The sequence below is a fragment of the Mycobacterium sp. E3198 genome, from assembly GCF_001667015.1.
Lineage (GTDB): Bacteria > Actinomycetota > Actinomycetes > Mycobacteriales > Mycobacteriaceae > Mycobacterium.
On the sequence record NZ_LZIS01000138.1, the window covers coordinates 1 to 24,204 of the forward strand.

Genomic DNA, 24,204 nt, shown 5'->3' on the forward strand with positions numbered 1-24,204 from the left:
CCCCGCCCAACGACTCGCCAAACTCCTCAAGCAAGCAGCCTGACCAGATGTTGCACTAACCGATTGACAATGCCCCGGAATGCGCCGCGAGGGTTGATGTCTCGCGGCGCATTCCCGGTCGGTGCGGTTTAGTGCTCGCCGTGCTCGCCGTTGGGGGAGCCGACGATGCTCTCCTGGTGCTCGCGCAGCGCGGTCAGCGCGCCCTGCTCGGCGGAATGCGCCGCCTCGCGCAGCGCGGCATCCTCGGACGCCGGGTCGGCGCGCAGGAAGCTGCCGCTACCCGGCGAGCCGGCCGAGCCGAGCTTGTTCATGCGCTTGGGCAACGCCGCGCCCTGGTACTCGAGCGGTATCGGGTGCCCGTGGTCGTCGACGGGGCCCAGCGGCTGGTGCAGCTCGATGTACGCGCCGTGCGGCAGCCGCTTGATGATGCCCGTCTCGATGCCGTGCTCGAGTACCTCGCGGTCGCTGCGCTGCAGCCCGACGCACCACCGGTAGGCGATGAAGTAGACGAACGGCGGCAGGATCACCATCCCGATGCGCCCGATCCACGTCGTCGCGTTCAGCGAGATGTGGAACTTGTACGCGATGATGTCGTTCATCGCCGCCAGGGTGAGCACCATGTAGAAGGAGATCGCCATCGCGCCGATCGACGTGCGCACCGGGGCGTCGCGCGGCCGCTGCAGCAGGTTGTGGTGCGCGTAGTCGCCGGAGAACCGCTTCTCCAGGAACGGGTAGATGATCAGCAGGATGAAGATCAGGCCCATCAGCAGCGCCACCCAGACCGGGGCCGGGATCGTGTGGTGCCAGAAGTAGAACTCCCACGGCGGCCAGATACGGGCTAGACCCTCGGTCCACATCATGTAGAAGTCCGGCTGCGAGCCCGCCGAGACGTGAGAGGGCTTGTAGGGCCCCAGGTTCCAGATCGGGTTGATCTGCAGCAGCCCGCCCATCAGGCCGAGCACCCCGACGATCGCCGCGAAGAACGCGCCGGATTTGACGGCGAAGATCGGCATCACCCGCACGCCGACCACGTTCTGCTCGGTGCGGCCGGGCCCGGGGAACTGGGTGTGCTTCTGGAACCACACCATGGCCAGGTGCAGCCCGATCAGCGCCAGGATGATGCCCGGCAACAGCAGGATGTGCAGGGCGTACATGCGCGGGATGATCGCGCCCACCGTCGCGCACTCGTTGCCGGTGCCCCCGCAGGGGAAGTCGCCGCTGAACAGCGCCCAGTGCAGCCACGTGCCAATCACGGGCATCCCCAACGTGATCGAGGACAGAGCGGCGCGCAGTCCGATGCCCGACAGCAGGTCGTCGGGCAGCGAGTAGCCGAAGTAACCCTCGAACATGGCCAGGATCAGCAGCAGCGAACCGATCACCCAGTTCGCCTCGCGGGGCCGCCGGAACGCGCCGGTGAAGAAGATGCGCGCCAGGTGCACCATGATCGCCGCGGCGAAAAGCAACGCGGCCCAGTGGTGGACCTGGCGTACGAACAACCCGCCCCGCACCTCGAACGAGATGTCGAGCGTCGAGGCGAAGGCCTTGGACATGTCCACGCCGCGCAGCGGTTGGTAGGCGCCCTGGTAGGTGATCTCGCCCATGTGCGGGTCGAAGAACAGCGTCAGATACACGCCGGTGAGCAGCAGCACGATGAAGCTGTACATCGCGATCTCGCCCAGTAAAAACGACCAGTGCGTCGGAAACACCTTGTTGAGCTGCCTGCGCACCGCCGCCGACGGGTGATAACGCGTGTCGATGTCCTCGCCTTGGCGGGCCAGGACATCACCGATCTTCGGGGGACTCAGTTTGGGGCTCATGTCGTCGTCCTCTCCCAGAATGCCGGTCCGACGGGCTCGATGAAGTCACCGTTGGCGACCAGGTACCCGTTGGTGTCGATCGTGATGGGCAGTTGCGCCAGCGCGCGCGCCGCCGGGCCGAAGATCGGCTTGGCGAAGTGCAGGGCATCGAACTGCGACTGGTGGCAGGGGCACAGGATCCGGTAGGTCTGCTGTTCGTACAGCGACGCCGGGCAACCCAGGTGCGAGCACACCTTCGTGTAGGCGAAGAACTCGCCCCAGTTGAAGCTCTCCTGGCCTTGGCGCTTGACCATCCGGGACATGTCGGACGGGCGGATCCGGATGAGCATCACGGGGTTGCGGACGCCCTGGTTGATCGCGCGGAGCTTCTCCTGCGATTCCGGGGTGGTGCCGTCCCCGTCGGATTCCCGCCACGGGAAGACGGTTTCCATGCCGCCGGCGTCGAGGTCCTCCGGGCGCATCTTGATGAACGGTGACGCGCCGGCCGAGCCGGTGGCGCGCGCCAGGAAGATGGTCTCGCCCTTGTAGCGCGGGGTCCACCCCGACGTCCACAGCACGGCCTTCTTGCCGTCGGCCGTCGGCACCACCGGCTTCCACGGGTTCTTGATCAGGCCACCGGCAAACGCCACCAGGGTCGAGAGCCCGAAGGCGCCGAGCCCGACGCCCAGGGACAGGCCGACCAGCTTGCGCCGCCCGATCGTCGAACTCTGGTACGTCTCGGCCAGGTTGGCCACCACAGTCTTGCGGTCGATCTCGCGCGAGGCGCCGTCATGGCGCTCCTGGATCGAAAGCTCTTCGGGGATAAACTTTTTCTGGTACAGGATGGCGCCGATCGCGATGCACAGGATCGACATCCCGAAGGTCAGGCCGTACAGCGGGGTGGCCAGGGTGTAGAACAGGCTGCCCGGGGCGTCCTTCGGCTTGTACTCCCACGGCCAGAACAAGAAGATCAGCAGCAGCGCGACCCCGAAGAAGCCGCCCAGCAAAAGCCAGCGGGCCACCGAGCGTTCGGCGCGCTTCTCGGCTTTGGTGCCGTCGGCCGGCCAGCGCGGCTCTTTGAAGACGGTCTCGACGCCGTCGATCTTGCCGCCCAGGGCCACCAGTTCCTGTTGCGACATCGCGGCCAACGCGGCGTCGCTGGGCTCCTGCGGGGTCCCCGGTCCGGCCTTGTCGGTGTCGCTCATGATGCACGCGCCCCAATCCACAGTGCCAACCCGATGGCGGCGACCATTCCGATGATCCACGCGGCCATGCCCTCGGGTGCGGGTCCGAAGCCACCGAGGCCGTAGCCGCCGGGCTGCCGCTCCTCGCTCACGGTCCTCACGTAGGCGATGATGTCCTTCTTGGCGTCGAAGGACAGCTGGCGGTCGGAGAACTTCGGCATGCTCTCCGGGCCGGTCAGCATCGCGTCCAGGATTTGCTGTTCGTTGGCCCCACCCAGGTCGGGCGCGTACTTGCCCGAGGACAGGGCGCCGCCCTTCCCGGTGAAGTTGTGGCACGAGGAGCAGTTGAGCCGGAACAGGTCGCCGCCGCGGCCGACGTCATCGCCGCGCAGCGACCGCATGGCGACGCTGCCGTCGGGATTGCGGGTCACCGTGGGGCCGCCCCCGTTGGCCTGCACGTAGGCGCCGATCGCGTCGATCTGCGCCTCGTCGAAGATCGGCTCCTTGCGGGGAGCCTGAGCCGCGGCGGCCATCAGCGGCATCCGGCCGGTGGAGACCTGGAAGTAGACGGCCGCCTCGCCCACGCCGATCAGGCTGGGCCCGCGGTCGGGCACGCCTTGCAGGTTGGCGCCGTGGCAGGACACGCAGGACGTGTCGAACAGCTGCTTGCCGTTGCGCAGCAGCGCCGACCCGGACTCGTCGGCGACCGCCACCTGCGGGGTGGGGGTAAGGACCGCCGCCACTCCGCCCGACACGGTCAGCGCGATGAGCAGCAGCAACCCGCCCGACAGACGGCGGCGCAGCCGCCGCCGTGAGCGATCGCTCAGCCCTTTTCGCGGTTCGCCCCGCCGCGCACCGATTCGGGTAGACCCCAGTTTCTTCAACCGAGCACTCCTGTCCGTCCGTCTAGCGCCGGTTCATCGGATGAAATAGATCACGGTGAATAGCGCGATCCACACGATGTCGACGAAATGCCAGTAGTAGGAGACGACGATGCTGGCCGTCGCCTGCGCGGGCGTGAACTTGCTCATCGCGGTGCGGGCCAGCAGGAATATGAAGGCGATCAGCCCGCCGGTGACGTGCAGGCCGTGGAAGCCGGTGGCCAGGTAGAACACCGTGCCGTAGGCGCTGCCCGGGATCGTCGTCCCGTGCGTCATCAGGTGGTAGTACTCGTAGCCCTGGCCGAGGACGAAGAACAGGCCCATCAGGAACGTGATCACGTACCAGCGGCGCAGCCCGAACACGTCGCCGCGCTCGGCCGCGAACACGCCCATCTGGCAGGTGAACGACGACGCGATCAGCACCAGCGTCACCGGCACGGCCTGGTACAGGTTCAGCTCGGTCGGCGGCGGCGGCCATTTCCCGCCCGCCTGAGCCCGCGCGGTGAAATACATCGCGAACAGGCCAGCAAAGAACATGAGTTCGCTGGACAGCCACACGATGGTGCCGACAGCGACCATGTTCGGCCGATTCAGCGAATGCACCCGCGACGTGATCGCAGTACCCGAGGTCCCCACAGCGCTGGTCACATCCGCAAGTATGACGCTTTGTAGTTGTCGAACTCTACCCGGGTCCGAAATTTCGGCGATCCGCGTTTTGCCGGGCGCGACCGGGCCCGCACCGGCGCGCCCGTGGCAACGGTTGGGGGCCGGCTGATCCTCGTGGGACCATCGGCGCGTGCCCGCGTCACCTGAAGCCCTCCCGCCCCGGGGCGCCCCCGGGGCGGCGCCGTCGTGGCCGGGGGTCCTCGGCCGGCTGACGGGCGGTCACGAACTGGCGCGGGGCGAGGCCGCCTGGGCCATGGACGAGGTCATGTCCGGGGCCGCGAGCCCGGCCCAGATCGCCGCCTTCGCGGTGGCGATGACGATGAAGGCGCCCACCGCAGCCGAGGTGAGCGAGCTGGCCGACGTCATGCTGCGCCACGCCCGCCCGATGCCCGCCGGCGCGATCCCCGAGGACGCCGTCGACATCGTCGGCACCGGGGGCGACGGCGTCAACACGGTCAACCTGTCCACCATGGCGTCGATCGTGGTGGCCGCCGCGGGGGTGCCGGTGGTCAAGCACGGCAACCGCGCGGCCTCGTCGCTGTCCGGGGGAGCCGACACGCTGGAGGCGCTCGGGGTGCGGATCGACCTGGAGCCCGACCAGGTCGCGCGAAGCCTCGAGGAGCTCGGGATCGGGTTCTGCTTCGCGCCGCTGTTTCACCCGTCGTACCGGCACGCGTCGGCGATGCGGCGCGAGATCGGGGTGCCGACGGTGTTCAACCTGCTTGGGCCGCTTACCAATCCAGCGCGCCCGCGGGCGGGTTTGATCGGATGCGCGTTCGCGGACCTCGCCGAGGTGATGGCCGGGGTGTTCGCGGCGCGCCGGTCCAGCGTGCTCGTCGTGCACGGCGACGACGGGCTCGACGAGCTGACCACCACGACCACCAGCACCATCTGGCGCGTGCAGGCCGGCACCGTGGACCGGCTGACGTTCGATCCGGCCGGGTTCGGGTTCGCGCGGGCCGAGCTGCACGAGCTGCTGGGCGGCGACGCGCAGGCCAATGCGGCCGAGGCGCGCGCGGTGCTGGCCGGCGCGACGGGCCCGGTCCGCGACGCCGTCGTGCTCAACGCCGCCGGGGCGATCGTCGCGCACGCCGGGCTATCCAGCCGCGCTGAATGGCTGCCGGCCTGGGAGGACGGGTTGCGGCGGGCCGGCGCCGCCATCGACTCGGGGGCGGCCGAACAGCTGCTCGCGCGATGGGTGCGGTTCGGTCAGCAGCTCTGAATCCCGGCCCCGCAGGGCGTGCGCCGGATCCTGTTGCCAGGCCAGCCGCGCCGAACGCGCGGACGCCGCCCACGCCGACCAGGGGCCGGCCGACCGCAGCGGCGAGGCCCACCCCTCGTCGGCCTCGGCCGTGACCCGCACGACGCGCACCCCCGGACCGGCCAGCCACCGCGCGATGAGCGCGGTCTCCTCGAGCAGCGCGCCCCCGAGCGGGGACGCGGTCGGCAGGATCGCCTGAGCGCCGGCGTGAATGGCCTCGATCACCGGCATCGGGGGCACCCCGCGCCCGGCCGTACCGGCCGCGGCGAGCTGGCCGTAGCGGATCACGGCCAGGTGGTAGCCGCCCCGGCCGTCGGGACCGTCCGGCGCCGCGGCGATCAGCTCGGGCAGCGCGGCCAGCGCCCGCAGCCGCTGGCCGCGCCACAGCGCCTCGATCGCGGCGGCGGTGCGGTCGCGCAGCCGCGCGGCGCTCTCGAAGTGACGTTGCTCGGCAAGCGCGGTGACGTGGCGCACGGCGGCGTCCAGGGCGGTGTTGTCCAGCCCGTCGATCAGGGCCGCCGCCCGCGCCACGGCCGCGGCGTACTGGGTGGCGGTCACGCCCCGGGCGGCCGGGCAGGGTGACACCTGGACCTCCGGGCAGGCGGGCCCGTGCAGCGCCGAGCGGCCGAGCCGCGCGGTGCAGGTGCGCAGCCCGGTGAACCGTGCCAGCAGCGCCGCGGTGTCGGTGGCGTCGGTGCGGGACCGGAACGGCCCGACGGCGCGGTCGTGCCCGGGCGCCCGGATCGCCGCGAGCCGCGGAAACGCCTCGTCGGTGAGCGCCAGCCACCACCACCGTTGCGGGAAGCGCGACCGCCGGTTGTAGGGCGGGGCGTGCGCGGCCAGCAGCCGCAACTCGCGCACCCCGGCCTCCAGCGCATGCGCGCACTCGACGTGGTCGACGGCGTGGGCCAGCGCGACCATCTCCTTCATCCGGCCGCGGGGGTCCGCGCCGGTGAAGTACTGGGCCACCCGGCGGCGCAGGTCGACGGCGGTCCCGATGTAGAGCGTCTCGCCCGCCGGCCCGCGGAACAGGTAGACACCCGGCCGGCGCGGAAGGCCTTCTGCGAGAACGCGTTTGCGGCGCTGGGCCGGCGTCACGTCGGGCAAATACGCGCGCAGGTCGGCGTAGGTGTGCACGCCCTGGTTGCCGACCCGCTCGATGAGCGCGTGCAACACGTCGACGGTGGCGCGGGCGTCGTCGAGGGCGCGGTGGGTCGGTTGGGCCGCCACCGCGAACAGCCGCGCCAGGGCGGCCAGCCGCACGCTGGGGGCCTCCTCGCGGCTGAGCACCCGGCGGGCCAGCCGGACCGTGCACAGGACCCGGGGCCGCGGCCAATCCAGGCCGCATCGCTGCGCGGCGGCCCGCAGGAAGCCCACGTCGAATCCGGCATTGTGGGCGACCAGCACCGCCCCCTGGTCCAGGCCGGCGAACTCGAAAAACATCGGCAGCACGGCGTCGATGGCCGGGGCGTCGCACACCATCGCCGTGGTGATGCCGGTGAGCTGCACGATCTGGGGCGGGATGCTGCGCTGCGGGTCCACCAGGGTGGCGAACTCGCCGAGCACGACGCCACCGCGCACCTTGACCGCCCCGATCTCGGTGATGGCGTCGCAGGGCGCGCCGTCGGCGCTCTTGGTGCGTCCGCCGGTGGTTTCCAGGTCCACCACGACGAAAGTGGTTTCGCGCAACGAGGTTTCGTCGATCGGGGAGGCGGCCGGGTCCCAGCGTGGTCCCAAGTCGGCGAAACTCAGCTGAGTCGCACCACTCATGGCCGAAGACGTTAAGCACCCGCACCGACAGAGGCCCGGTTCCCACGCCGGGCGGATCTCTGTCGGATTGCTGTCGGTGGCCCCGGTTAGCGTGCGGTAAGCGCGCGAACTTCAGCGCTCGGATGACCGAGAGGACGGCCCGAAGATGGCATACGGAAGTGGCAAAGGCGAACCGCCGCCCGGTTCGGAGGCACCGGTGGTGATCGACTGCGACGAGTGCGCGGCACGCGGCCCCGGATGCCGCGACTGCGTGGTCAGCGTGCTGCTCGGGGTCCCCGAGACCCTGCTGCAGGACGAACGGGCCGCGCTCGAGGTGCTCGCCGACGTGGGGCTTGCCCCGAGGCTGCGGTTGGTGCCGATTCGTCGGGACCGAGGGGCCGGTGTAGCCTAATTGCCTTGTGCGCCAAAACCGCTCGATCGTCTTAGGGGATTGCCATCATTCACAACGTAATGACAGAAATCTTCCTGATTTCTTAACGGGCCGGTTTGGACAAACGTCGATATCGTTTCGTAACCTGTTTGAGACCTAAACTAGTCCGACGGCGCTCCGGCAGTGCCAGTCCAGGCCGTTTAAGGATGCAAATTTTGAGGCTCGACTCTAGGTACCCCTGTGCGCGTGTCATTACACGTTCTGCCCTAGGTACGTTAGCGGGCTTGGTCGTCTTCGCGGGTGGTTTCGCCGCGAATTCCGTGGCCGATCCGGCCCAGGACGCGCTGGCCAAACTGAACCAGCTGTCCCGCCAAGCCGAACAGACCACCGAGGCGATGCACAGCGCGCAGCTCGACCTGAACAAGAAGCTGGCGGTGCAGCAGGCGGCGGAAAAGAAGCACGCCGACGACCAGGCCGCCGTGGACTCGGCGAAGGCTCGCCTGGCCGCTTTCCAGGGCGCGGTCAACAAGCTCGCCGCGGCGCAATACATGGGCGGCCGCGTCGACGGCATGGAGGCGATGCTCACCGCCGGGTCGCCGCAGGGCCTGATCGACAAGCTGGCCGTGCAGCGGCTGATGGCGACGCAGATGCGCACGCAGATGGCGAACTACCGCATCGCCGGTGCGCAGGCCGCCAGGGCCGAGCAGGAATCCGCCAAGTCCGCGGCCGACGCCAAGAGCGCGGCCGAGCAGGCCGCGGCGGTCCGGGCCAGCCTGCAGTCCAAGCAGAGCCAGCTGCAGGTGCAGATCGCGGTCGTCAAATCGCAGTACGTGTCCCTGACGCCGCAGCAGCGCACCGCGCTGGCCGACCCCGGCCAGGTCCCGGCGGGCGCCCCGGCGCCCGGCGCGCCGGCCCCCGACGCGGTGCCGCCGCCGGGCGGACCGGCGCCCGCTGACGCCCCACAACCCGCTGGAATGATCCCGGGAATGCCCGGGCCAGGGGTGCCCGGCATGCAGCCTCCCGGCGGTGTGGGCGGCGACCGCGCGACCGTCGTTCAGGCGGCGCTGACCCAGGTCGGTTCGTCCTATGTGTGGGGCGGCGCCTCACCCGGCGCGTTCGACTGCTCCGGGTTGGTGATGTGGGCGTTCCAGCAGGCCGGCATCTCGCTGCCGCACTCCAGCCAGGCGCAGGCCCAAGGCGGTCAGCCGGTGGCGCTGTCGGACCTGCAGCCCGGCGACGTGGTGACCTTCTACAACGACGCGTCGCATAGCGGCATCTACGTCGGCGACGGCATGGTGATCCATTCCTCCACCTACGGCGTGCCGGTGCGGGTGGTGCCGATGGGCGCCGCGGGCCCGATCCACGACGCCCGTCGCTACTGAGCATCTTGGCCGGCGGCGTCGGCAACTGCCGATCCTGCTGGCATGGGTATTCGCCCTCGAGCTGATCGTGGCGGCGGCCGTGCCGTTCGACGTCGGCGACGCCAGGGCCAGCCACGCCCAGGTGGTCACGCCCGCTCCCAGCCCGGCCAAAGCCGCGACGAGGTCGCTGGTCGTCGGTGACCGCACCGTCCGGCTGGTGGGGTTGGGCGGCGCCATCAGCGACCGGTTGCTGTCCAGGGTGGCATCCGACATGGGTGGCGCGATCAACGCGGTGACGGCGTTCTGGGGCGGCAATTGGCCGCGTGACATCTCGATCCTGGCGACCGGCTCCGACGAGCAGTTTCGAGCCGCCGCCGGCGGTGGACCGGCATCGCGGTGGGCCGACATCGCGGCCGTGACGGTGGCCGACCGCGTCGATCCCGCGCTGCACGCGGCGTTCGGCCAACGGATCGTGTTCGCGCCGGGCGCCGCCACCATGAACGACGGTTCGTTACGAATTGTGTTGACGCACGAGCTTTTTCACTACGCCGCGCGCGCCGACACCGCCGCGGACGCGCCCGAATGGCTCACCGAAGGGGTCGCCGATTTCGTCGCCCGGCCGCAGACCCCAGTGCCCGCCGACGCGCTGCCGGTGCCGCTGACGCTGCCGGCCGACAGCGACCTGGACGCCCCCGGGCCGCAGCGCTCGCTGGCGTACGACCGCGTCTGGTGGTTTGCCCGCTTCGTCGCCGACACCTACGGGACGCCGAAGTTGCACGACCTGTACGTGGCGACCTGCGGTGTCGGGCACACCGACGTGTCCACCGCCGTCCACGACGTCCTGGGCACCGACATTGCCGGGCTGCTGGTGCACTGGCACCAATGGCTGCCCCGCTAGCCTGACGCAGGTGAGCCGGGTCCTGCTGGTAACCAACGACTTTCCGCCCCGCCCGGGCGGCATCCAGTCCTACCTGGGCGAATTCGTCGGCCGGCTGGCGGACGCCGGGCCGCATTCGGTGACGGTGTACGCGCCGCAATGGAAGGGGGCCGACGCGTACGACGCGGCGGCCGGCTATCGCGTGGTGCGCCACCCGGGCACGCTGATGTTGCCCGGCCCGGCGGTGGACGCGCGGATGCGCCGGCTGATCGGCGAGCACGGCATCGACACCGTGTGGTTCGGCGCGGCCGCACCGCTGGCGCTGCTGGCGCCGCGCGCCCGGCAGGCCGGGGCGACCCGCGTCCTGGCCAGCACGCACGGCCACGAGGTGGGCTGGTCGATGCTGCCGGTCGCGCGGTCGGTGCTGCGCCGCATCGGCGACGGCACCGACGTCGTGACCTTCGTCAGCCGCTACACGCGGTCGCGGTTCGCCTCGGCCTTCGGCCCCGCGGCGAGGCTCGAGTACCTGCCGCCCGGGGTGGACACCGAGCGGTTCCGGCCCGACCCGGCGGCGCGGGCCGAGTTGCGCACCCGCTACCGGCTGGGCGAGCGGCCCGTCGTCGTGTGCCTGTCGCGGCTGGTGCCGCGCAAGGGCCAGGACACGCTGATCAAGGCGCTGCCGTCGATCCGGCGCCACGTCGACGGGGCGGCGTTGGTCGTCGTCGGCGGCGGTCCGTACTCCGACGCGTTGCGCAAGCTGGCCACCGACCGCGGCGTGGCCGAGCACGTCACGTTCACCGGGGGCGTGCGCGCCGAGGAGCTGCCGGCCCACCACGCGCTGGCCGATGTGTTCGCGATGCCGTGCCGCACCCGCGGCGCCGGCATGGACGTCGAGGGCCTGGGCATCGTCTTCCTGGAGGCCTCGGCGACGGGCGTGCCGGTCGTCGCGGGCCTGTCGGGTGGGGCCCCGGAAACGGTGCGGCACAACAAGACCGGGCTGGTGGTCGACGGTCGCTCGGTGGACGAGGTCGCCGAGGCCGTCACCGGGCTGCTCGCCGATCCCGACCGGGCCGCGGCGATGGGCGCAGCCGGGCGCGACTGGGTGACCTCCCAGTGGCGCTGGGACACGCTGGCCGCCCGGCTGGGCGAACTGCTGGCCTGTTAGGCGCGCCGAGCCGGTCAGTCCTTCTCGTAGATCGATTCGATGTCGGCGGCGAACTTCTCGGCCACCACATTGCGCTTGACCTTCATCGTCGGCGTCAGCTCACCGGTGTCCTCGGTGAAGTCGACCGGCAGGATGCGGAACTTGCGGATCGACTCCGCGTGCGACACCGCCAGGTTGGCATGTTTGACGGCGGCGTCGACCTCGGCGAACAGGTCCGGGTCGGTGGACAGGTCGGCGACCGACGCGTCGGCGGGCTTGTGGTTGCGCTCCTTCCAGGGACCGAACGCCTCGGGGTCGATGGTGATCAGCGCGCCGATGAACGGCTTGGCGTCGCCGACCACCATGGCCTGGCTGATCAGCGGGTGCGCCCGCAGCTGGTCCTCGAGCACCGCGGGGGCGACGTTCTTGCCGCCGGCGGTGACGATGATCTCCTTCTTGCGGCCGGTGATCTTCAAAAAGCCGTCCTCGTCGAGCGCGCCCAGGTCGCCGGTCTTGAACCACCCGTCGGTGAACGCGTCAGCGGTGGCCTGCTCGTTGCGCCAGTAGCCGCCGAACACCACGCCGCCGCGCACCAACAGCTCGCCGTCGTCGGCGATGCGCATGCTGTTGCCGGGCAGCAGCGTCCCGACCGTCCCGATCTTGACCCGACCCACCTGGTTGACCGTGATGGCCGAGCTGGTCTCGGTCAGGCCGTAACCCTCGTGGATGGTCAGGCCGACGCCGCGGTAGAAGTGCCCCAGTCGCGCGCCCAGCGGCGCGCCGCCCGACAGCGACGCGTGGCACTCGCCGCCCAGCGCCGCCCGCAGCTTGCGGTAGACCAGCCGGTCGAACAACGCGTGCTTGGCGCGCAGCAGCAGCCCGGGCCCGCCGTCGTCCTGGGCCTGGCTCCAGTTGACCGCGGTTTGCACGGCCATCGCGAAGATGCGCCCGTTGCCGTCGTTGACGGCGTTCTGCTCGGCGGTGTTGTAGACCTTCTCGAATACCCGCGGCACCGACACCACGACCGTCGGCTTGAACACCGCCAACATCGGCAGCAGGTTCTTGATGTCGCTGGTGAACCCGACGGTCACCTTGTTCGCGAACGCCGACAGGGTCAGCGAGCGGGCCAGCACGTGCGCCAGCGGCAGGAACACCAGCAGCCGCTGGCCCTCGTCCAGCAGCGTCGGCAGGCATTCCTTGGCCCCCCGCGACTCGTAGAGCAGGTTGGAATGGGTCAGTTGGCAGCCCTTGGGCCGGCCGGTGGTGCCCGACGTGTAGATCAGCGTCGCCGGGTCGTCGGCGCGCAGCGCCTCGAGGCGGGCGGTCAGCTCGGCCGGCTCGACCGAGACGGCCTCCTCCGCGAGCTGGTCGAGCGCCTTGGGTCCCGAACCGTCGATGTGCAGCACCCGCCGCAGCGCGGGCAGCTCGGCGGTGAGCTCGGTGACCATCGCGGCGTGCGCGTCGGTCTCGGCGAAGGCCACCACCGCCTCCGAATCCTGCAGCACCCAGCGCACCTGCTCGGCCGACGACGTCTCGTAGATCGGCACCGTGACCGCGCCCACCGACAGGATGGCCAGGTCGAGGATCGCCCACTCGTAGCAGGTGGCCGAGAAGATCGACACGCGGTCGCCGGCCTGCACCCCGAGCGCGATCAGGCCCAGCGCCGCGGAGCGAACGTGGTCGGCCGCCTCGGCGCAGGTGACGTCCGTCCACACGCCGTCGACCAGGCGTTGGAAGATGACGAAGCTGGGGTCGTCTTTCTCATGGTCGAAGACCATGGCCGCGACGTTCTCGTGCTCGCCGACGGTAAAGCGGGCGGGGACACTGTACTCACGCACTGTGATGACCTCGATTGGCTGCTCGTCATGTTGCCGGGGTGTCGGCTTGCTGTTGCCCAGCCTAATCCGAGCATTCGCGCAGCCCGGCCGAGGTCGGCTCGGCCGTCACGGCGATTGCGGGTTGCGCGCGGCCATGTGTGAAGCTGGGGAGATGAACAGCATCCAGATCGCCGACGAGACGTTCGTCGCCGCCGACGGCGCGCGGGTGGGCGCTGCGGTCGCCGATCCGTCGTGCTGGCGGCGGTGGTGGCCGGACCTGCGGCTGCAGGTCGTCGAGGATCGCGCCGAGAAGGGGATCCGCTGGACGGTCACCGGCGCGCTGACCGGCACCATGGAGATCTGGCTGGAACCGTCGCTGGACGGGGTGGTGCTGCACTACTTCCTGCACGCCGAGCCCACCGGCGTGGCGGCCTGGCAGCTGGCAAAGTTGAATTTGGCGAAGATGACGCACCGCCGTCGGGTGGCGGGCAAGAAAATGGCGTTCGAGGTCAAAAGGACGGCGGAACGGTCGCGTCCGGTCGGCGTTTCTCCGGTAGTTTAGCCGGATCAAGGTGCGGCGGTAGGAGTACCGTTTCGGCCCGGAGGCCGGGGTGATCCGGCGCATCGCGGGGCCTATCCGCTCGCGGGAGAGAGGGCAGCAGCCAGGTGGCGGAAAAGACGACGCAGACCATTCACATCGAGGCCGATCCCGGCACGGTGCTGGAGGTGATCGCCGATATCGATTCCTATCCGGAATGGATCTCGGAATATAAGGAAGCCGAGGTGCAGGAGCGGGGCGCCGACGGCTACCCGAAGGTCGTGCGCTTCGTGATGGACGCGGGCGTCATCAAAGACACCATGGTCATGTCCTACCAGTGGCCCAAAGACCGCCAGTCGCTCAGCTGGACCCTGGTCTCCAGCTCACTGCTGCGCTCGCTCGAAGGCTCGTATCGCTTGGCGCCGAAGGGATCCGGCACCGACGTCACCTATGAACTCTCGGTCGATCTCGCCATCCCGATGATCGGGATGCTCAAGCGCAAGGCCGAGCGCAGGCTGACCGACACCGCTTTGAAGGATCTGAAGAAACGAGTCGAGGCTGAGTGAGTCCAGTGAATTCCGGGCGCCCACCCCGGCCCGGATCAGTCTTTTCGTCGGGAAGGGCGGGGTAGGAAAGTCCACGCTCGCCTCCGCCACCGCGGTCTGCGACGCGGGCTCGGGCCGGCGGGTTCTGGTTGTGTCCACCGACCAGGCGCACTCGCTGGGTGACGTGCTGGGTGTCCCCGTGCCGCCGAACGGCCAGGGCGAACCGGTTCGGGTGCTCGCCGACCTCGAAACTGGGGGAGCGGAGGCCGGCGGCGGCTTCCTCGACGCGCTGGCGCTGGACACCCTGGCCCTGCTCGAGGCCCGGTGGCGCGGCGTGGTCGACACGCTGGATCGGCGGTTTCCCGATTCCGAGCTGAGCACCATTGCGCCCGAAGAACTTTCGGCGTTGCCGGGCGTTCAGGAGGTGTTGGGGCTGCATGCCGTCGGCGAGCTCGCCGCCTCCGGGCGATGGGATCGCATCGTCGTCGATTGCGCCTCGACCGCGGACGCGTTGCGAATGTTGACCCTGCCGGCCACCTTTGGGCTCTACGTGGAGCGCGCGTGGCCGCGCCATCGCAGGCTGTCCGTCGCCGGCGACGACGCCCGCTCGGCCGCGATGGTGGAACTGCTGGAGCGCATCAGCGGCAGCGTCGAGAAGCTGAGCGCGTTGCTGACCGACGGCGAGCTGGTGACCGCGCACCTGGTGTTGACCCCCGAGCGTGTGGTGGCCGCCGAGGCGGTGCGCACGCTGGGTTCCCTGTCGCTGATGGGCGTGCGGGTCGAGGAGCTGATCGTCAACCAGGTTCTGGCCGAGGACGAGTCCTACGAGTACCACAACCTGCCCGAGCATCCGGCGTTCTACTGGTACGCCGAACGCATCGCCGAGCAACGCGTCGTGCTCGAAGAACTCGACGCCACCATCGGCGACGTGGCGCTGGTGCTGACCCCGCACCTGTCCGGGGAGCCGATCGGCCCCAAGGCGCTGGGCGCGCTGCTCGACGGGGCCCGCCGGCGCGGCGGCGCGGCGCCACCGGGTCCGCTGCGCCCCGTGGTGGACCTCGAATCCGGGTCGGGGCTTGGGTCGATATACCGTATGCGGCTAACGTTGCCCCAGCTCGATGCCCCCGGGCTGTCGCTGGGCCGCGTCGACGACGACCTGATCATCAGCGCCGGAGGGTTGCGGCGCCGGGTTCGGTTGGCGTCCGTGCTGCGGCGGTGCACGGTGCTCGACGCGCACCTGCGGGGCAGCGAGCTGACCGTTCGCTTTCAACCGGACCCGGAGGTGTGGCCAAAGTGAGTGGGGCTCACCCCGAGCTCGGTCCCGAGCTGCGCCGGCTTGCGCAGGCGATCCTCGACGGCATCGACCCCGCGGTGCGGACGGCCGCCGCGCTGACGGCGGGCGCGGGCGTCGGGACCGGCAAATGCCAACAGGTGTGGTGCCCGGTGTGCGCGCTGGCCGCGCTCGCGACCGGCGACCAGCACCCGTTGCTCACCATCGTCGCCGACCACAGCGTCGCGCTGCTGGAGGTCATCCGCGGCATCGTCGACGACATCGACCGGTCGGCCAAGCCGCCGCCGGACGGGCCGCCCGGGGGCGGCGGGCCCGAGCCCGGCTCCGGCGCGCCCGCGGGGGAGGCGACCGTGAAGACGCGTTACCAGCCCATCCCCGTCACCATCGAGGAGTGACCCGGCCGCGGCAAGGTGGTCCCTGCCGCCGCGGGTCGGTACAGTTGGCGCAGAACAATGCGGGTGCGGGCGAGAGGGAGGGCCATGTGGTACTGGCTATTCAAGTACGTCTTGCTGGGCCCGTTGCTCTCCCTGCTTGGTCGACCGAAAGTCGAAGGGCTGCAATATGTTCCGACTTCCGGTCCGGTGATCCTGGCCAGTAATCACCTGGCCGTCATGGACAGCTTCTTTCTGCCGCTGGTCGTGCGGCGCCGGATCACCTTCCTCGCGAAGTCCGAATATTTCACCGGCACGGGCATCAAGGGTTGGTTGAGCCGGTGGTTTTTCACCGCCGTCGGGCAGGTGCCGATCGACCGCACCGACGCCGACGCCGCGCAGGCCGCCCTCAACACCGCCGAGCAGGTGCTGGCCGACGGCAAGCTGCTGGGCATGTATCCGGAGGGCACCCGGTCGCCCGACGGCCGCCTGTACAAGGGCAAGACGGGGTTGGCGCGCCTGGCGCTGCACACCGGGGTTCCGGTGATCCCGGTGGCGATGATCGGCACCAACGTCGTCAACCCGCCGGGCACCACGATGCTGCGCTTCGGACGGGTTACCGTCCGGTTCGGCAAGCCGATGGACTTCTCCCGGTTCGAGGGCATGGCCGGCAACCGCTTCATCGAGCGCGCCGTCACCGACGAGGTGATCTACGAGCTGATGCGCCTCTCCGGCCAGGAGTACGTCGACATCTACGCCGCCAGCGTCAAGGAACGCGGCGCCGAGGCGACCGACGAGGCCGCGCGGATCCCCGAGACCGCGGTCGGCTAACTGTTAGCAGCGACCGGCGCCAGCGGCCGCGCTGCCGAGTCCTTCGACGCGACCCGCGTGGTGACCGTCAATCCCGCCACGACGATCACCGCCAGCGCCCACCACACGTAGGACGCGCCGACGAGTTGGCGCCACCAGTTCGCGGTGGTCTCGTGGTGCTTGGGCAGCAAGTCGATCGGCGTCCACGTCCACCGCATCAGCGCCACCCCGGCGACGCCCACTACGCCCAGCGCGGCGTTGCGGCGCCGCCAGGCCAGCACCCCGGTCACCAGCACCGTCGGCAGCGCCCAGACCCAGTGGTGCGACCACGACACCGGGGAGACGACCAACCCGAACAGCGCGACGCAGATCACCGCGAGGATGGGCTCACCGGCGCGCAGCACCCGCCGCATCGCCCAGATCGTCGCCGCCAGCACCAGCAGGCAGGCGATCACCCACAGCGGGAAGCGTTGGTGCTCGTCGAGGCCCAGGCGGGCCAGGGTGCCCGCGATGTTTTGGTCGGTGTTCAGGGCGGCCTCACCGATGCGGTCGGTGTGGTGGACGGTGTGGGTCCAGTACTCCCACGAATCGCTCCACGCCAGCGCGAAGCCCAGCAGCGTCATCGCCGCGAACGACGCCATGGCGGTCAGCGCCGCGCGGTTGTCGCGGCGCAGCAGGAAATAGAGCAGAAAAACCGCCGGGGTGAGTTTCAGCGCGATCCCGAGGCCCAGCAGCACCCCGCGCGGCCACGGCGTGCGGCGCGGCACGCAGTCGGCGATCACCAGGGTCATCAGCACGACGTTGATCTGGCCGAAAGCGAAGTTGGAAACGATCGGCTCAAGCCAGTTCGCCGCGGCGGCCGTGATGAGCACCGCCAACCACAGCCGGCGCAGCCACGCCGGGCCGCCCAGCGCGGCCGACGTGCTCCACACGTCGAGGCCGGTCAGCAGGATCGTCGTCGAGACGATCAGCAGCACCAGCGTCAACGCCGTGATCGCCACGCTCGCGGCCGGCATGTGCAGCCAGGAAAACGGGCAGAACACGATGGCCGCCAGCGGGGGATAGGTGAACGGCAGGTTCAGCCCGATGGGTGTGTGGAACTTCACGTCGCCGCGGTAGAGGGGATGGTTGTCCAGCCAGGCCTGGCCGCCCATCTGATAGACGTCGATGTCGATGCGGTATGGGGTGTGCCCGAACTGGCCCGATGCCACGTGATACAGCGCCGCGGCGGCGACCAGCCAAAGCAGGCACCACAGCACCACCCGCCCGGGTTGACTGCCCACGCCGGGGGCCCGCCATCTACTCATGTCGCAGAACAGCGTAATGGGTGCGACAGCGGGCTACGTGTCGCAGCGCGGCTCCCGCCCTGGCTGCAAATGCAGGCGTAGGTTTCTAGGGTGCTCCACTGGTTCGTGTTCGGGGTGGCCCACTGGTTCGCGCACGACATCATTGACCGCGGCCGGCTGCCGTTGCTGTGTTGCCTGGTCGCCTTCATCCTGACCTTCTTCGTGACGCGGACCTTCGTGCGGCTCATCCGGCACCGCGCCGCCGCGGGCCGCCCGACCCGCTGGTGGCATCCCCGCAACGTGCACATCGGGGAGGTGCACATCCACCACGTGGCGTTCGGGGTGGTCCTGGTGATGCTCTCCGGATTGACCTTGGTGACCCTGTCGGTCAGCGGGCAGGAACCCGAATTTACCTTGGCGGCAATCCTTTTCGGGGTTGGGGCCGCACTGGTGCTGGACGAGTACGCGTTGATTCTGCACCTGTCCGACGTGTACTGGGAGGAAGACGGCCGCACGTCGGTGGACGCGGTGTTCGCCGCGGCGGCGGTGGCGGGGCTGTTGATCATGGGCCTGCACCCGCTGATGTTCTTCCTGCCGTTCTGGCACGCCGCCGATTCGATGGCGCTGCGCGCCGGGGTGGCCGGCGAGCTGGTGTTCACGTTGCCGCTGGCCGTGGTGGTGGTGCTCAAGGGCAAGGTGTGGACCGGTTTGCTCGGCATGTTCATCGTCGTGCTGCTGGTCATCGGCGCGATCCGGCTGTCGCGCCCGCACGCCCCGTGGGCGCGCTGGCGCTACACCACCCAGCCCGACAAGATGCGTCGCGCGCTGCAACGGGAGCGGCGGCTGCGCCGCCCGGTGGTGCGCGCCAAGCTGTGGGTTCAATGCGCGATCGCCGGCACCCCGCGCCTGCCCGACAAGCGCACGGTCGACGCCCAGCTCGACCACGACGTGCACGCCGCGCCTGCGCCGACGGGGCCGATCCTGATCAGCAGATAGGCTGCAGCGTGCGGTATTTCTACGACACCGAGTTCATCGAGGACGGCCGCACGATCGAACTGATCTCGATCGGGGTCGTCGCGGAGGACGGCCGCGAGTACTACGCCGTCTCCACCGAATTCGATCCCGAGCGCGCCGGCAACTGGGTGCGCGCCCACGTGCTGCCCAAGCTGCCGTCGCCGTCGTCGCCATTGTGGCGTTCGCGCAAGCAGATCCGGCAGGACCTGGAGGAGTTCCTGCGGGTGGGCGGCGGCGAGCCGATCGAGCTGTGGGCGTGGGTGGGGGCCTATGACCACGTCGCCCTGTGCCAGCTGTGGGGGACGATGCCGGCGCTGCCGCCGGCGATACCGCGGTTCACCAGGGAATTGCGGCAGTTGTGGGAGGAACGCGGGTCCCCCCGGATGCCCCCGCGGCCGCGGGACGCCCACGACGCCCTGGTGGACGCCCGCGACCAACTGCGCCGGTTCCGCCTGATCACGTCGCCCGAGGGGCGTTCGCCCTGATCAGCGTTCGGCGGACCCCGGTTACCATGGACCGATGAACTGGACCGTCGACATCCCGATCGAACAGCTGCCGTCGCTGCCGCCGCTGTCGACCGACCTGCGCGCGCGGCTGGACGCCGCACTGGCCAAGCCGGCCGCCCAGCAGCCCAGCTGGGACGGCGAGCAGGCCGCGGCGATGCGCACGGTCCTCGAGAGCGTGCCGCCGGTGACGGTGCCGTCGGAGATCGTCCGGCTGTCCGAACAGCTGGCGCAGGTCGCCAGGGGCGAGGCCTTCCTCCTGCAGGGCGGCGACTGCGCGGAGACGTTCGTCGACAACACCGAACCCCACATCCGCGGCAACATCCGCACCCTGCTGCAGATGGCCGTCGTGCTGACCTACGGCTCGAGCATGCCGGTGGTCAAGGTGGCCCGCATCGCCGGCCAGTACGCCAAGCCCCGCTCGGCCGACGTCGACGCGCTGGGCCTGCGCTCCTACCGCGGCGACATGATCAACGGCTTCGCCCCGGACGCCGCGGTGCGCGAGCACGACCCGTCGCGGCTGGTGCGCGCCTACGCCAACGCCAGCGCCGCGATGAACCTGGTGCGGGCGCTGACCTCCTCGGGGCTGGCGTCGCTGCACCTGGTGCACGACTGGAACCGCGAATTCGTCCGGACCTCGCCGGCCGGGGCGCGCTACGAGGCGCTGGCCACCGAGATCGACCGGGGCCTGCGGTTCATGAGCGCCTGCGGGGTGGCCGACCGCAACCTGCAGACCGCCGAAATCTACGCCAGCCACGAGGCTTTGGTGCTCGACTACGAGCGGGCCATGCTGCGCCTGTCGGATGTCGAGGGCGGGGAGCCGCAGCTGTACGACCTGTCGGCGCACACCGTGTGGATCGGCGAGCGCACCCGTCAGCTCGACGGCGCGCACGTCGCGTTCGCGGAGGTGATCGCCAACCCGATCGGCGTCAAGATCGGCCCGACGATGACGCCGGAGCTGGCCGTCGAATACGTGGAGCGGCTCGACCCGCACAACAAGCCCGGGCGGCTGACACTGGTGAGCAGGCTGGGCAACAACAAGGTGCGCGACCTGCTGCCGCCGATCGTGGAGAAGGTCCAGGCCGCCGGGCACCAGGTGATCTGGCAGTGCGACCCGATGCACGGCAACACCCACGAGTCGTCCAACGGCTACAAGACCCGCCACTTCGACCGCATCGTCGACGAGGTGCAGGGCTTCTTCGAGGTGCATCGCGCGCTGGGCACCCACCCCGGCGGCATCCATGTCGAGATCACCGGCGAAAACGTCACCGAGTGTCTGGGTGGGGCGCAAGACATTTCGGACACCGACCTGGCCGGCCGCTACGAGACGGCCTGCGACCCGCGGCTGAACACCCAGCAGTCGCTGGAGTTGGCCTTCCTGGTCGCCGAGATGCTGCGCGACTAGCTTCCCCCCTCCCGTACCCCCGCGAGCTGGGGGCACCTCCCGCTTGCGGGGGAGCGTGTTGGTACGGCGACACGCCGCCACGGGTGTACATTTGCGCACCCTCGCGGGGAAGGGCTCAGAGCAGGCCGCTGAGGTTGCTCCCGATCGTCCAGGCCGCCGTCGCCACCAAGCCGGTGAATGCGAGCACGATCGCCACCCAGATCAACACCATCCGCCGGGCACGCTGCCGCGCCCAGACGAACTCGCTCATCGCGATGCCGGCGAATTCGCCTGAGACGGGCTGGTATTCGGCCGGGGGCGCCGGCTCGGCCCAGTCCTCGGGCCCGCGGGTCAGCTGCCGGGTGGGGTGGCGAACCGCTGCGGCGGCGGGCGGCCGTACGGATTGCGCGGCGGCCAGGCGCTCGCTCATCCGCAGGTGGTGCAGCGCCGCGGACCGGTGCTGGGCGGAGTTGCGCGGCGCCGGCACCCGAAAGGCGGGCAGGGCGAGTTCGTCGGCGATGGCCTCCAGATCGGCGCCCATCTCGACCGCGTCGGCGTACCGGTCGCCCGGATCGCGGGCCGTCGCCCGCAGCACGAAGTCGTCGAATTGCGGTGGCACGCCGTCGATCGCGGCGCTGGGCGGCGGCACGTCGGTGTCCAGGCGCCGGTAGGCGACCGACAGCGCCGAGTCGCCGGTGAACGGCGCGCGTCCGGTCAGCAGCTCATAGGTGAGGATGCCGGCGGAGTAGACGTCGCTGCGCGGGCCGGCGTTGCCGTCGCGCACCTGCTCGGGCGACAGGTAGGCGGCGGTGCCCAGGATGACGCTGGTGGAGGTGATTCCGGCGGCCGCCACGGCGCGGACCAGCCCGAAGTCGGCGATCTTGACGTCGCCGTCGTCGGAGATGAGGACGTTCTCGGGTTTGACGTCGCGATGCACCAGGCCCGCCCGGTGCGCGGCGGCCAGGCCCCCCAGCACCGGGCGCAGCACCGCGGCGACGGCGTGGGGCGGCATCGGCCCGCGCTCGGCCAGCAACTCGCGCAGGGTTCCGCCCTCGACGAGCTCCATCACCAAAAAGGGATGCCGCGCGTCGAGCCCCTGGTCGTAGACGGCGACCAGCCCGGGGTTTTTCAGCCGGGCCACGGTGCGGGCCTCGAGTTGGAAGCGGGTGAGGAATTGGTCGTCGCCGGTGTAGCGGGCGTCCATCACCTTCACGGCGACCGGCCGGTCGAGGCGCACGTCGAGGCCGCGGTACACCGTCGACGTGCCGCCGCTGGCGATCCGGGACTCGACCCGGTAGCGCCCGTCCAGCAACGCGCCCTCCATCGGATCCCCGGTCCCGGCTGCGGCCACGGGGCCATAGTAGGTGCGGCCGGGGAATCGGGCTCAGAACGTCCGTCCGACGCGCGAAGCTGGGCCTACACTGACGCGATGAGCAGTGTTCCGGCCGGGGACGACGTGCTAGACCCCGACGAACCCATCTACGAGTTGCCCCGGGTCGCCGAGTTGCTCGGCGTGTCGGTCAGCAAGGTCCAGCAGCAGCTGCGGGAGGGCCACCTGGCCGCGGTGAAGCGCGGCGGCGGTGTGGTGGTACCCCAGGTGTTTTTCACGAATTCCGGTGAGGTGGTCAAGAGCCTGCCGGGGCTGTTGACGATCCTGCACGACGGCGGTTACCACGAGACCGAGATCATGCGCTGGCTGTTCACCCCCGACCCGTCGCTGACGATCACGCGCGACGGCAGCCGGGACGCCATCAGCAACGCCCGGCCCGTCGACGCCCTGCACGCCCATCAGGCGCGGGAAGTCGTGCGGCGCGCGCAGGCTATGGCGTACTGACCGATTCGGTTTCGGGCGTCCGGTACAGCGCATACCAGGCGGCCAGCGCGCACGCGGTGGCCAGCGAAACGTGCAGCCACGAATACATGCCGTGCGATCCGTCGGGCTTGAAGATGACCATGACCCAGGTCGACAGCCCGGCGATCGCGGCGACCGCGCGCCGGGACTGGGCCAGCGGCGCGGCCACCGCCAGCGGCCAGGAGTAGTACCAGGGCAGGGCGGCCGGGACGAACAGCACCACGATCAGCATCGACCAGGCGATGCCGGCCAGCGCGGCGCGGTCGTCGCGCCGAAACCGCCACCACAACAACGGCAACGACACCCCGATGATCGCGATGCCGACGAAGCGGGTGACGCGCAGGATGGCATAGAAGTCGACCGCGAAGAACCCGCTGCCGAGCGCGTGGATCAGGTTGGCGACGGCGGTCGGTACCGTCAACCAGTTGATGATCTTCACCGACCCGGCCAGCGCGGTCAGCCACCCCAGCCCCACGCCGGCCACCGCCGACAAGACGGCGAACACCACGGCGAACGTCAGCACCGAGATCGCGGTGGCCGCCAGGAACGCGGGGACGGCGCGGTATCCCCGGCGGTCCCGCAGATGCCGCATCCACACCCACACCAGGAACGGCAACGAGATCCCGGCGGTGGCCTTGACCGCGATCGCCACGGTGATCAACACGACGCCCAGGACGTGACGCCCCTGGAAGGTCAGCGCGATCCCGGCGGCCATCAGGCCCACCATCAGCATCTCGTTGTGCACCCCGCCCATCAGGTGGATGAGCACCAGCGGGTTCAACACGCAGATCCACAGCGCCAGTGCGCCGTTGGTGCCCAGCTGGTGCGCCAGTCGCGGGGTGGCCCAGATCAGCAGCGCCAATCCGGGCAGCATGCACAGGCGCAGCAGCATGGTCCCGGCGATCACGTGGTTGCCCACCAGCATCGTGACCAGCTTCGCGACCAGGATGAAAGCCGGCCCGTAAGGGGCGGTGGTGATGGTCCAGATGGGACTCACGTTGTCCAGCAACACATTCGGGTTGGCGACCGGACCCACCGCGTAGGGGTCGAAGCCGTCGCGCAGGAGCGCCCCCTGCGCCAGGTACGAATAGGTGTCGCGGCTGAAGACGGGAACCGACAACAGCAACGGCGCCAACCAGAAGCCGGTGGTCGCCCGCATGGTGAACTCGGTCGCGTCGCCCGCCAGCGCGAGCCGGCCCAGCCGCACCCAGGCGATCAGCATGAGGGCCACGCCCGTCCACAACACGATCGACGACAGCACCAGCCCGTGGCCGAAGCGCAGCCAGGACAGGTGCAGCGCTTCGAGCAGGGGGTCGTGCGGCTTGGTGCTGCCGGCGCCCAGCCCGCCCAGCGTGACCAGCACCGAGCCCACAAAGCCCAGCTTCGCCGGGCGCCCCTCCGGCGAGGCCGAGAACGCCGCCAGCCGTGAAACGTATTGAACCACTGAATGTTTGGCGGCAGGGATGCGAGTCGGGGTCGTCAT

Annotated in this window: 22 protein-coding genes and 1 pseudogene; 14 read left to right on the forward strand and 9 right to left on the reverse strand. The window is 70.1% G+C overall.

Going from position 1 to position 24,204, the window contains the following annotated elements; all coding sequences use genetic code 11:
• Positions 1–128 precede the first annotated feature (128 nt).
• The 4 genes from A5673_RS15680 to A5673_RS15695 are packed head-to-tail and all read right to left on the reverse strand — an operon-like array spanning position 129 to position 4,509.
• Entirely contained in the window at positions 129–1,817 is a 1,689-nt protein-coding gene (locus A5673_RS15680; RefSeq protein WP_068233978.1) for a cytochrome bc complex cytochrome b subunit, read from the reverse strand.
• The gene (locus A5673_RS15685; protein ID WP_068233981.1) at positions 1,814–3,001 is read right to left on the reverse strand and encodes a ubiquinol-cytochrome c reductase iron-sulfur subunit; all 1,188 of its coding nucleotides are present in this window, start codon (positions 2,999–3,001) and stop codon (positions 1,814–1,816) included. Before A5673_RS15685 ends, A5673_RS15680 begins: the two co-directional genes overlap by 4 nt.
• Complete coding sequence (locus A5673_RS15690) at positions 2,998–3,864, reverse strand: c-type cytochrome (RefSeq protein WP_068233984.1); 867 nt, start codon at positions 3,862–3,864, stop codon at positions 2,998–3,000. Before A5673_RS15690 ends, A5673_RS15685 begins: the two co-directional genes overlap by 4 nt.
• Positions 3,865–3,897: 33 nt before the next feature.
• On the reverse strand, positions 3,898–4,509 hold the full coding sequence (locus tag A5673_RS15695) for a heme-copper oxidase subunit III (RefSeq protein ID WP_068233987.1): 612 nt from the start codon (positions 4,507–4,509) through the stop codon (positions 3,898–3,900).
• 148 nt (positions 4,510–4,657) lie between these two features.
• On the opposite strand from A5673_RS15695, the gene trpD reads away from it, so the two are divergent.
• Positions 4,658–5,749 carry an anthranilate phosphoribosyltransferase gene (trpD, locus tag A5673_RS30055; RefSeq protein ID WP_082958766.1) on the forward strand — a complete coding sequence of 364 codons (1,092 nt, stop codon included), beginning with the start codon at positions 4,658–4,660 and terminating at the stop codon, positions 5,747–5,749.
• On the opposite strand, the pseudogene A5673_RS15700 reads toward trpD, so the two are convergent.
• Positions 5,687–7,558 (reverse strand): annotated as a pseudogene (locus tag A5673_RS15700) (DEDD exonuclease domain-containing protein); the annotation flags it as partial. The gene trpD and the pseudogene A5673_RS15700 overlap by 63 nt on opposite strands.
• A gap of 145 nt (positions 7,559–7,703) precedes the next feature.
• On the opposite strand from A5673_RS15700, the gene A5673_RS15705 reads away from it, so the two are divergent.
• The 4 genes from A5673_RS15705 (at position 7,704) to pimB (ending at position 11,331) form a co-directional block, all read left to right on the forward strand.
• Complete coding sequence (locus A5673_RS15705; RefSeq protein WP_231971112.1) at positions 7,704–7,949, forward strand: hypothetical protein; 246 nt, start codon at positions 7,704–7,706, stop codon at positions 7,947–7,949.
• A gap of 194 nt (positions 7,950–8,143) precedes the next feature.
• Positions 8,144–9,310 carry a peptidoglycan hydrolase RipC gene (gene ripC / locus A5673_RS15710; RefSeq protein ID WP_068234054.1) on the forward strand — a complete coding sequence of 389 codons (1,167 nt, stop codon included), beginning with the start codon at positions 8,144–8,146 and terminating at the stop codon, positions 9,308–9,310.
• Between the two features lie 34 nt (positions 9,311–9,344).
• Complete coding sequence (locus A5673_RS15715) at positions 9,345–10,187, forward strand: hypothetical protein (protein ID WP_231971114.1); 843 nt, start codon at positions 9,345–9,347, stop codon at positions 10,185–10,187.
• Between the two features lie 10 nt (positions 10,188–10,197).
• The gene (gene pimB / locus A5673_RS15720) at positions 10,198–11,331 is read left to right on the forward strand and encodes a GDP-mannose-dependent alpha-(1-6)-phosphatidylinositol monomannoside mannosyltransferase (RefSeq protein WP_068233996.1); all 1,134 of its coding nucleotides are present in this window, start codon (positions 10,198–10,200) and stop codon (positions 11,329–11,331) included.
• Positions 11,332–11,345: 14 nt separating this feature from the next.
• Here pimB and A5673_RS15725 read toward each other — a convergent pair whose 3' ends face one another.
• Complete coding sequence (locus A5673_RS15725) at positions 11,346–13,148, reverse strand: long-chain fatty acid--CoA ligase (protein ID WP_068233999.1); 1,803 nt, start codon at positions 13,146–13,148, stop codon at positions 11,346–11,348.
• 151 nt (positions 13,149–13,299) lie between these two features.
• On the opposite strand from A5673_RS15725, the gene A5673_RS15730 reads away from it, so the two are divergent.
• From A5673_RS15730 to A5673_RS15750, 5 genes are all read left to right on the forward strand, one after another.
• Entirely contained in the window at positions 13,300–13,689 is a 390-nt protein-coding gene (locus tag A5673_RS15730; RefSeq protein ID WP_068234003.1) for a polyketide cyclase / dehydrase and lipid transport, read from the forward strand.
• Positions 13,690–13,793: 104 nt separating this feature from the next.
• Positions 13,794–14,231 (forward strand): SRPBCC family protein, encoded by a 438-nt coding sequence (locus A5673_RS15735; protein WP_066965062.1) that lies wholly within the window; start codon positions 13,794–13,796, stop codon positions 14,229–14,231.
• Positions 14,224–15,507 (forward strand): ArsA family ATPase, encoded by a 1,284-nt coding sequence (locus A5673_RS15740; RefSeq protein ID WP_156748278.1) that lies wholly within the window; start codon positions 14,224–14,226, stop codon positions 15,505–15,507. The genes A5673_RS15735 and A5673_RS15740 overlap by 8 nt, the downstream gene beginning before the upstream one ends.
• Positions 15,504–15,896, forward strand: a complete 393-nt coding sequence (locus tag A5673_RS15745) for a hypothetical protein (protein WP_068234009.1) — start codon at positions 15,504–15,506, stop codon at positions 15,894–15,896. The genes A5673_RS15740 and A5673_RS15745 overlap by 4 nt, the downstream gene beginning before the upstream one ends.
• 84 nt (positions 15,897–15,980) lie before the next feature.
• Complete coding sequence (locus tag A5673_RS15750; protein WP_068234013.1) at positions 15,981–16,703, forward strand: 1-acyl-sn-glycerol-3-phosphate acyltransferase; 723 nt, start codon at positions 15,981–15,983, stop codon at positions 16,701–16,703.
• Here the strand turns inward: A5673_RS15750 and A5673_RS15755 are convergent.
• Positions 16,700–17,989 (reverse strand): glycosyltransferase 87 family protein, encoded by a 1,290-nt coding sequence (locus tag A5673_RS15755; protein ID WP_068234016.1) that lies wholly within the window; start codon positions 17,987–17,989, stop codon positions 16,700–16,702. The genes A5673_RS15750 and A5673_RS15755 overlap by 4 nt on opposite strands.
• Before the next feature lie 90 nt (positions 17,990–18,079).
• On the opposite strand from A5673_RS15755, the gene A5673_RS15760 reads away from it, so the two are divergent.
• Genes A5673_RS15760 through A5673_RS15770 form a run of 3 tightly spaced genes read left to right on the forward strand, consistent with a single transcriptional unit; the run spans position 18,080 to position 20,890 of the window.
• Positions 18,080–18,964: a hypothetical protein gene (locus A5673_RS15760; protein ID WP_068234019.1), complete on the forward strand. Its 885-nt coding sequence runs from the start codon at positions 18,080–18,082 to the stop codon at positions 18,962–18,964.
• Positions 18,965–18,972: 8 nt separating this feature from the next.
• Complete coding sequence (locus A5673_RS15765; RefSeq protein WP_068234021.1) at positions 18,973–19,467, forward strand: polyadenylate-specific 3'-exoribonuclease AS; 495 nt, start codon at positions 18,973–18,975, stop codon at positions 19,465–19,467.
• Positions 19,468–19,501: 34 nt separating this feature from the next.
• On the forward strand, positions 19,502–20,890 hold the full coding sequence (locus A5673_RS15770; RefSeq protein ID WP_068234024.1) for a class II 3-deoxy-7-phosphoheptulonate synthase: 1,389 nt from the start codon (positions 19,502–19,504) through the stop codon (positions 20,888–20,890).
• A 115-nt stretch (positions 20,891–21,005) separates the two neighbouring features.
• Here A5673_RS15770 and A5673_RS15775 read toward each other — a convergent pair whose 3' ends face one another.
• Complete coding sequence (locus A5673_RS15775; RefSeq protein WP_197518391.1) at positions 21,006–22,220, reverse strand: protein kinase; 1,215 nt, start codon at positions 22,218–22,220, stop codon at positions 21,006–21,008.
• A gap of 78 nt (positions 22,221–22,298) precedes the next feature.
• On the opposite strand from A5673_RS15775, the gene A5673_RS15780 reads away from it, so the two are divergent.
• Positions 22,299–22,703 carry an Rv2175c family DNA-binding protein gene (locus A5673_RS15780; RefSeq protein ID WP_068234029.1) on the forward strand — a complete coding sequence of 135 codons (405 nt, stop codon included), beginning with the start codon at positions 22,299–22,301 and terminating at the stop codon, positions 22,701–22,703.
• On the opposite strand, the gene A5673_RS15785 is transcribed toward A5673_RS15780, so the two are convergent.
• A complete protein-coding gene (locus A5673_RS15785; protein ID WP_068234032.1) occupies positions 22,690–24,204 on the reverse strand; it encodes an alpha-(1->6)-mannopyranosyltransferase A in 1,515 nt (504 codons plus the stop codon). The genes A5673_RS15780 and A5673_RS15785 overlap by 14 nt on opposite strands.

Bases quoted from the DNA above. Each gene is read 5' to 3' on its own strand.
- A5673_RS15785 (WP_068234032.1), bottom strand. From the start codon at position 24,204: ATGACGACCCCGACTCGCATCCCTGCCGCCAAACATTCAGTGGTTCAA.
- A5673_RS15780 (WP_068234029.1), top strand. From the start codon at position 22,299: ATGAGCAGTGTTCCGGCCGGGGACGACGTGCTAGACCCCGACGAACCC.
- A5673_RS15680 (WP_068233978.1), bottom strand. From the start codon at position 1,817: ATGAGCCCCAAACTGAGTCCCCCGAAGATCGGTGATGTCCTGGCCCGC.
- A5673_RS15730 (WP_068234003.1), top strand. From the start codon at position 13,300: ATGAACAGCATCCAGATCGCCGACGAGACGTTCGTCGCCGCCGACGGC.
- A5673_RS15770 (WP_068234024.1), top strand. From the start codon at position 19,502: ATGAACTGGACCGTCGACATCCCGATCGAACAGCTGCCGTCGCTGCCG.
- A5673_RS15750 (WP_068234013.1), top strand. From the start codon at position 15,981: ATGTGGTACTGGCTATTCAAGTACGTCTTGCTGGGCCCGTTGCTCTCC.
- A5673_RS15705 (WP_231971112.1), top strand. From the start codon at position 7,704: ATGGCATACGGAAGTGGCAAAGGCGAACCGCCGCCCGGTTCGGAGGCA.
- A5673_RS15755 (WP_068234016.1), bottom strand. From the start codon at position 17,989: ATGAGTAGATGGCGGGCCCCCGGCGTGGGCAGTCAACCCGGGCGGGTG.
- A5673_RS15685 (WP_068233981.1), bottom strand. From the start codon at position 3,001: ATGAGCGACACCGACAAGGCCGGACCGGGGACCCCGCAGGAGCCCAGC.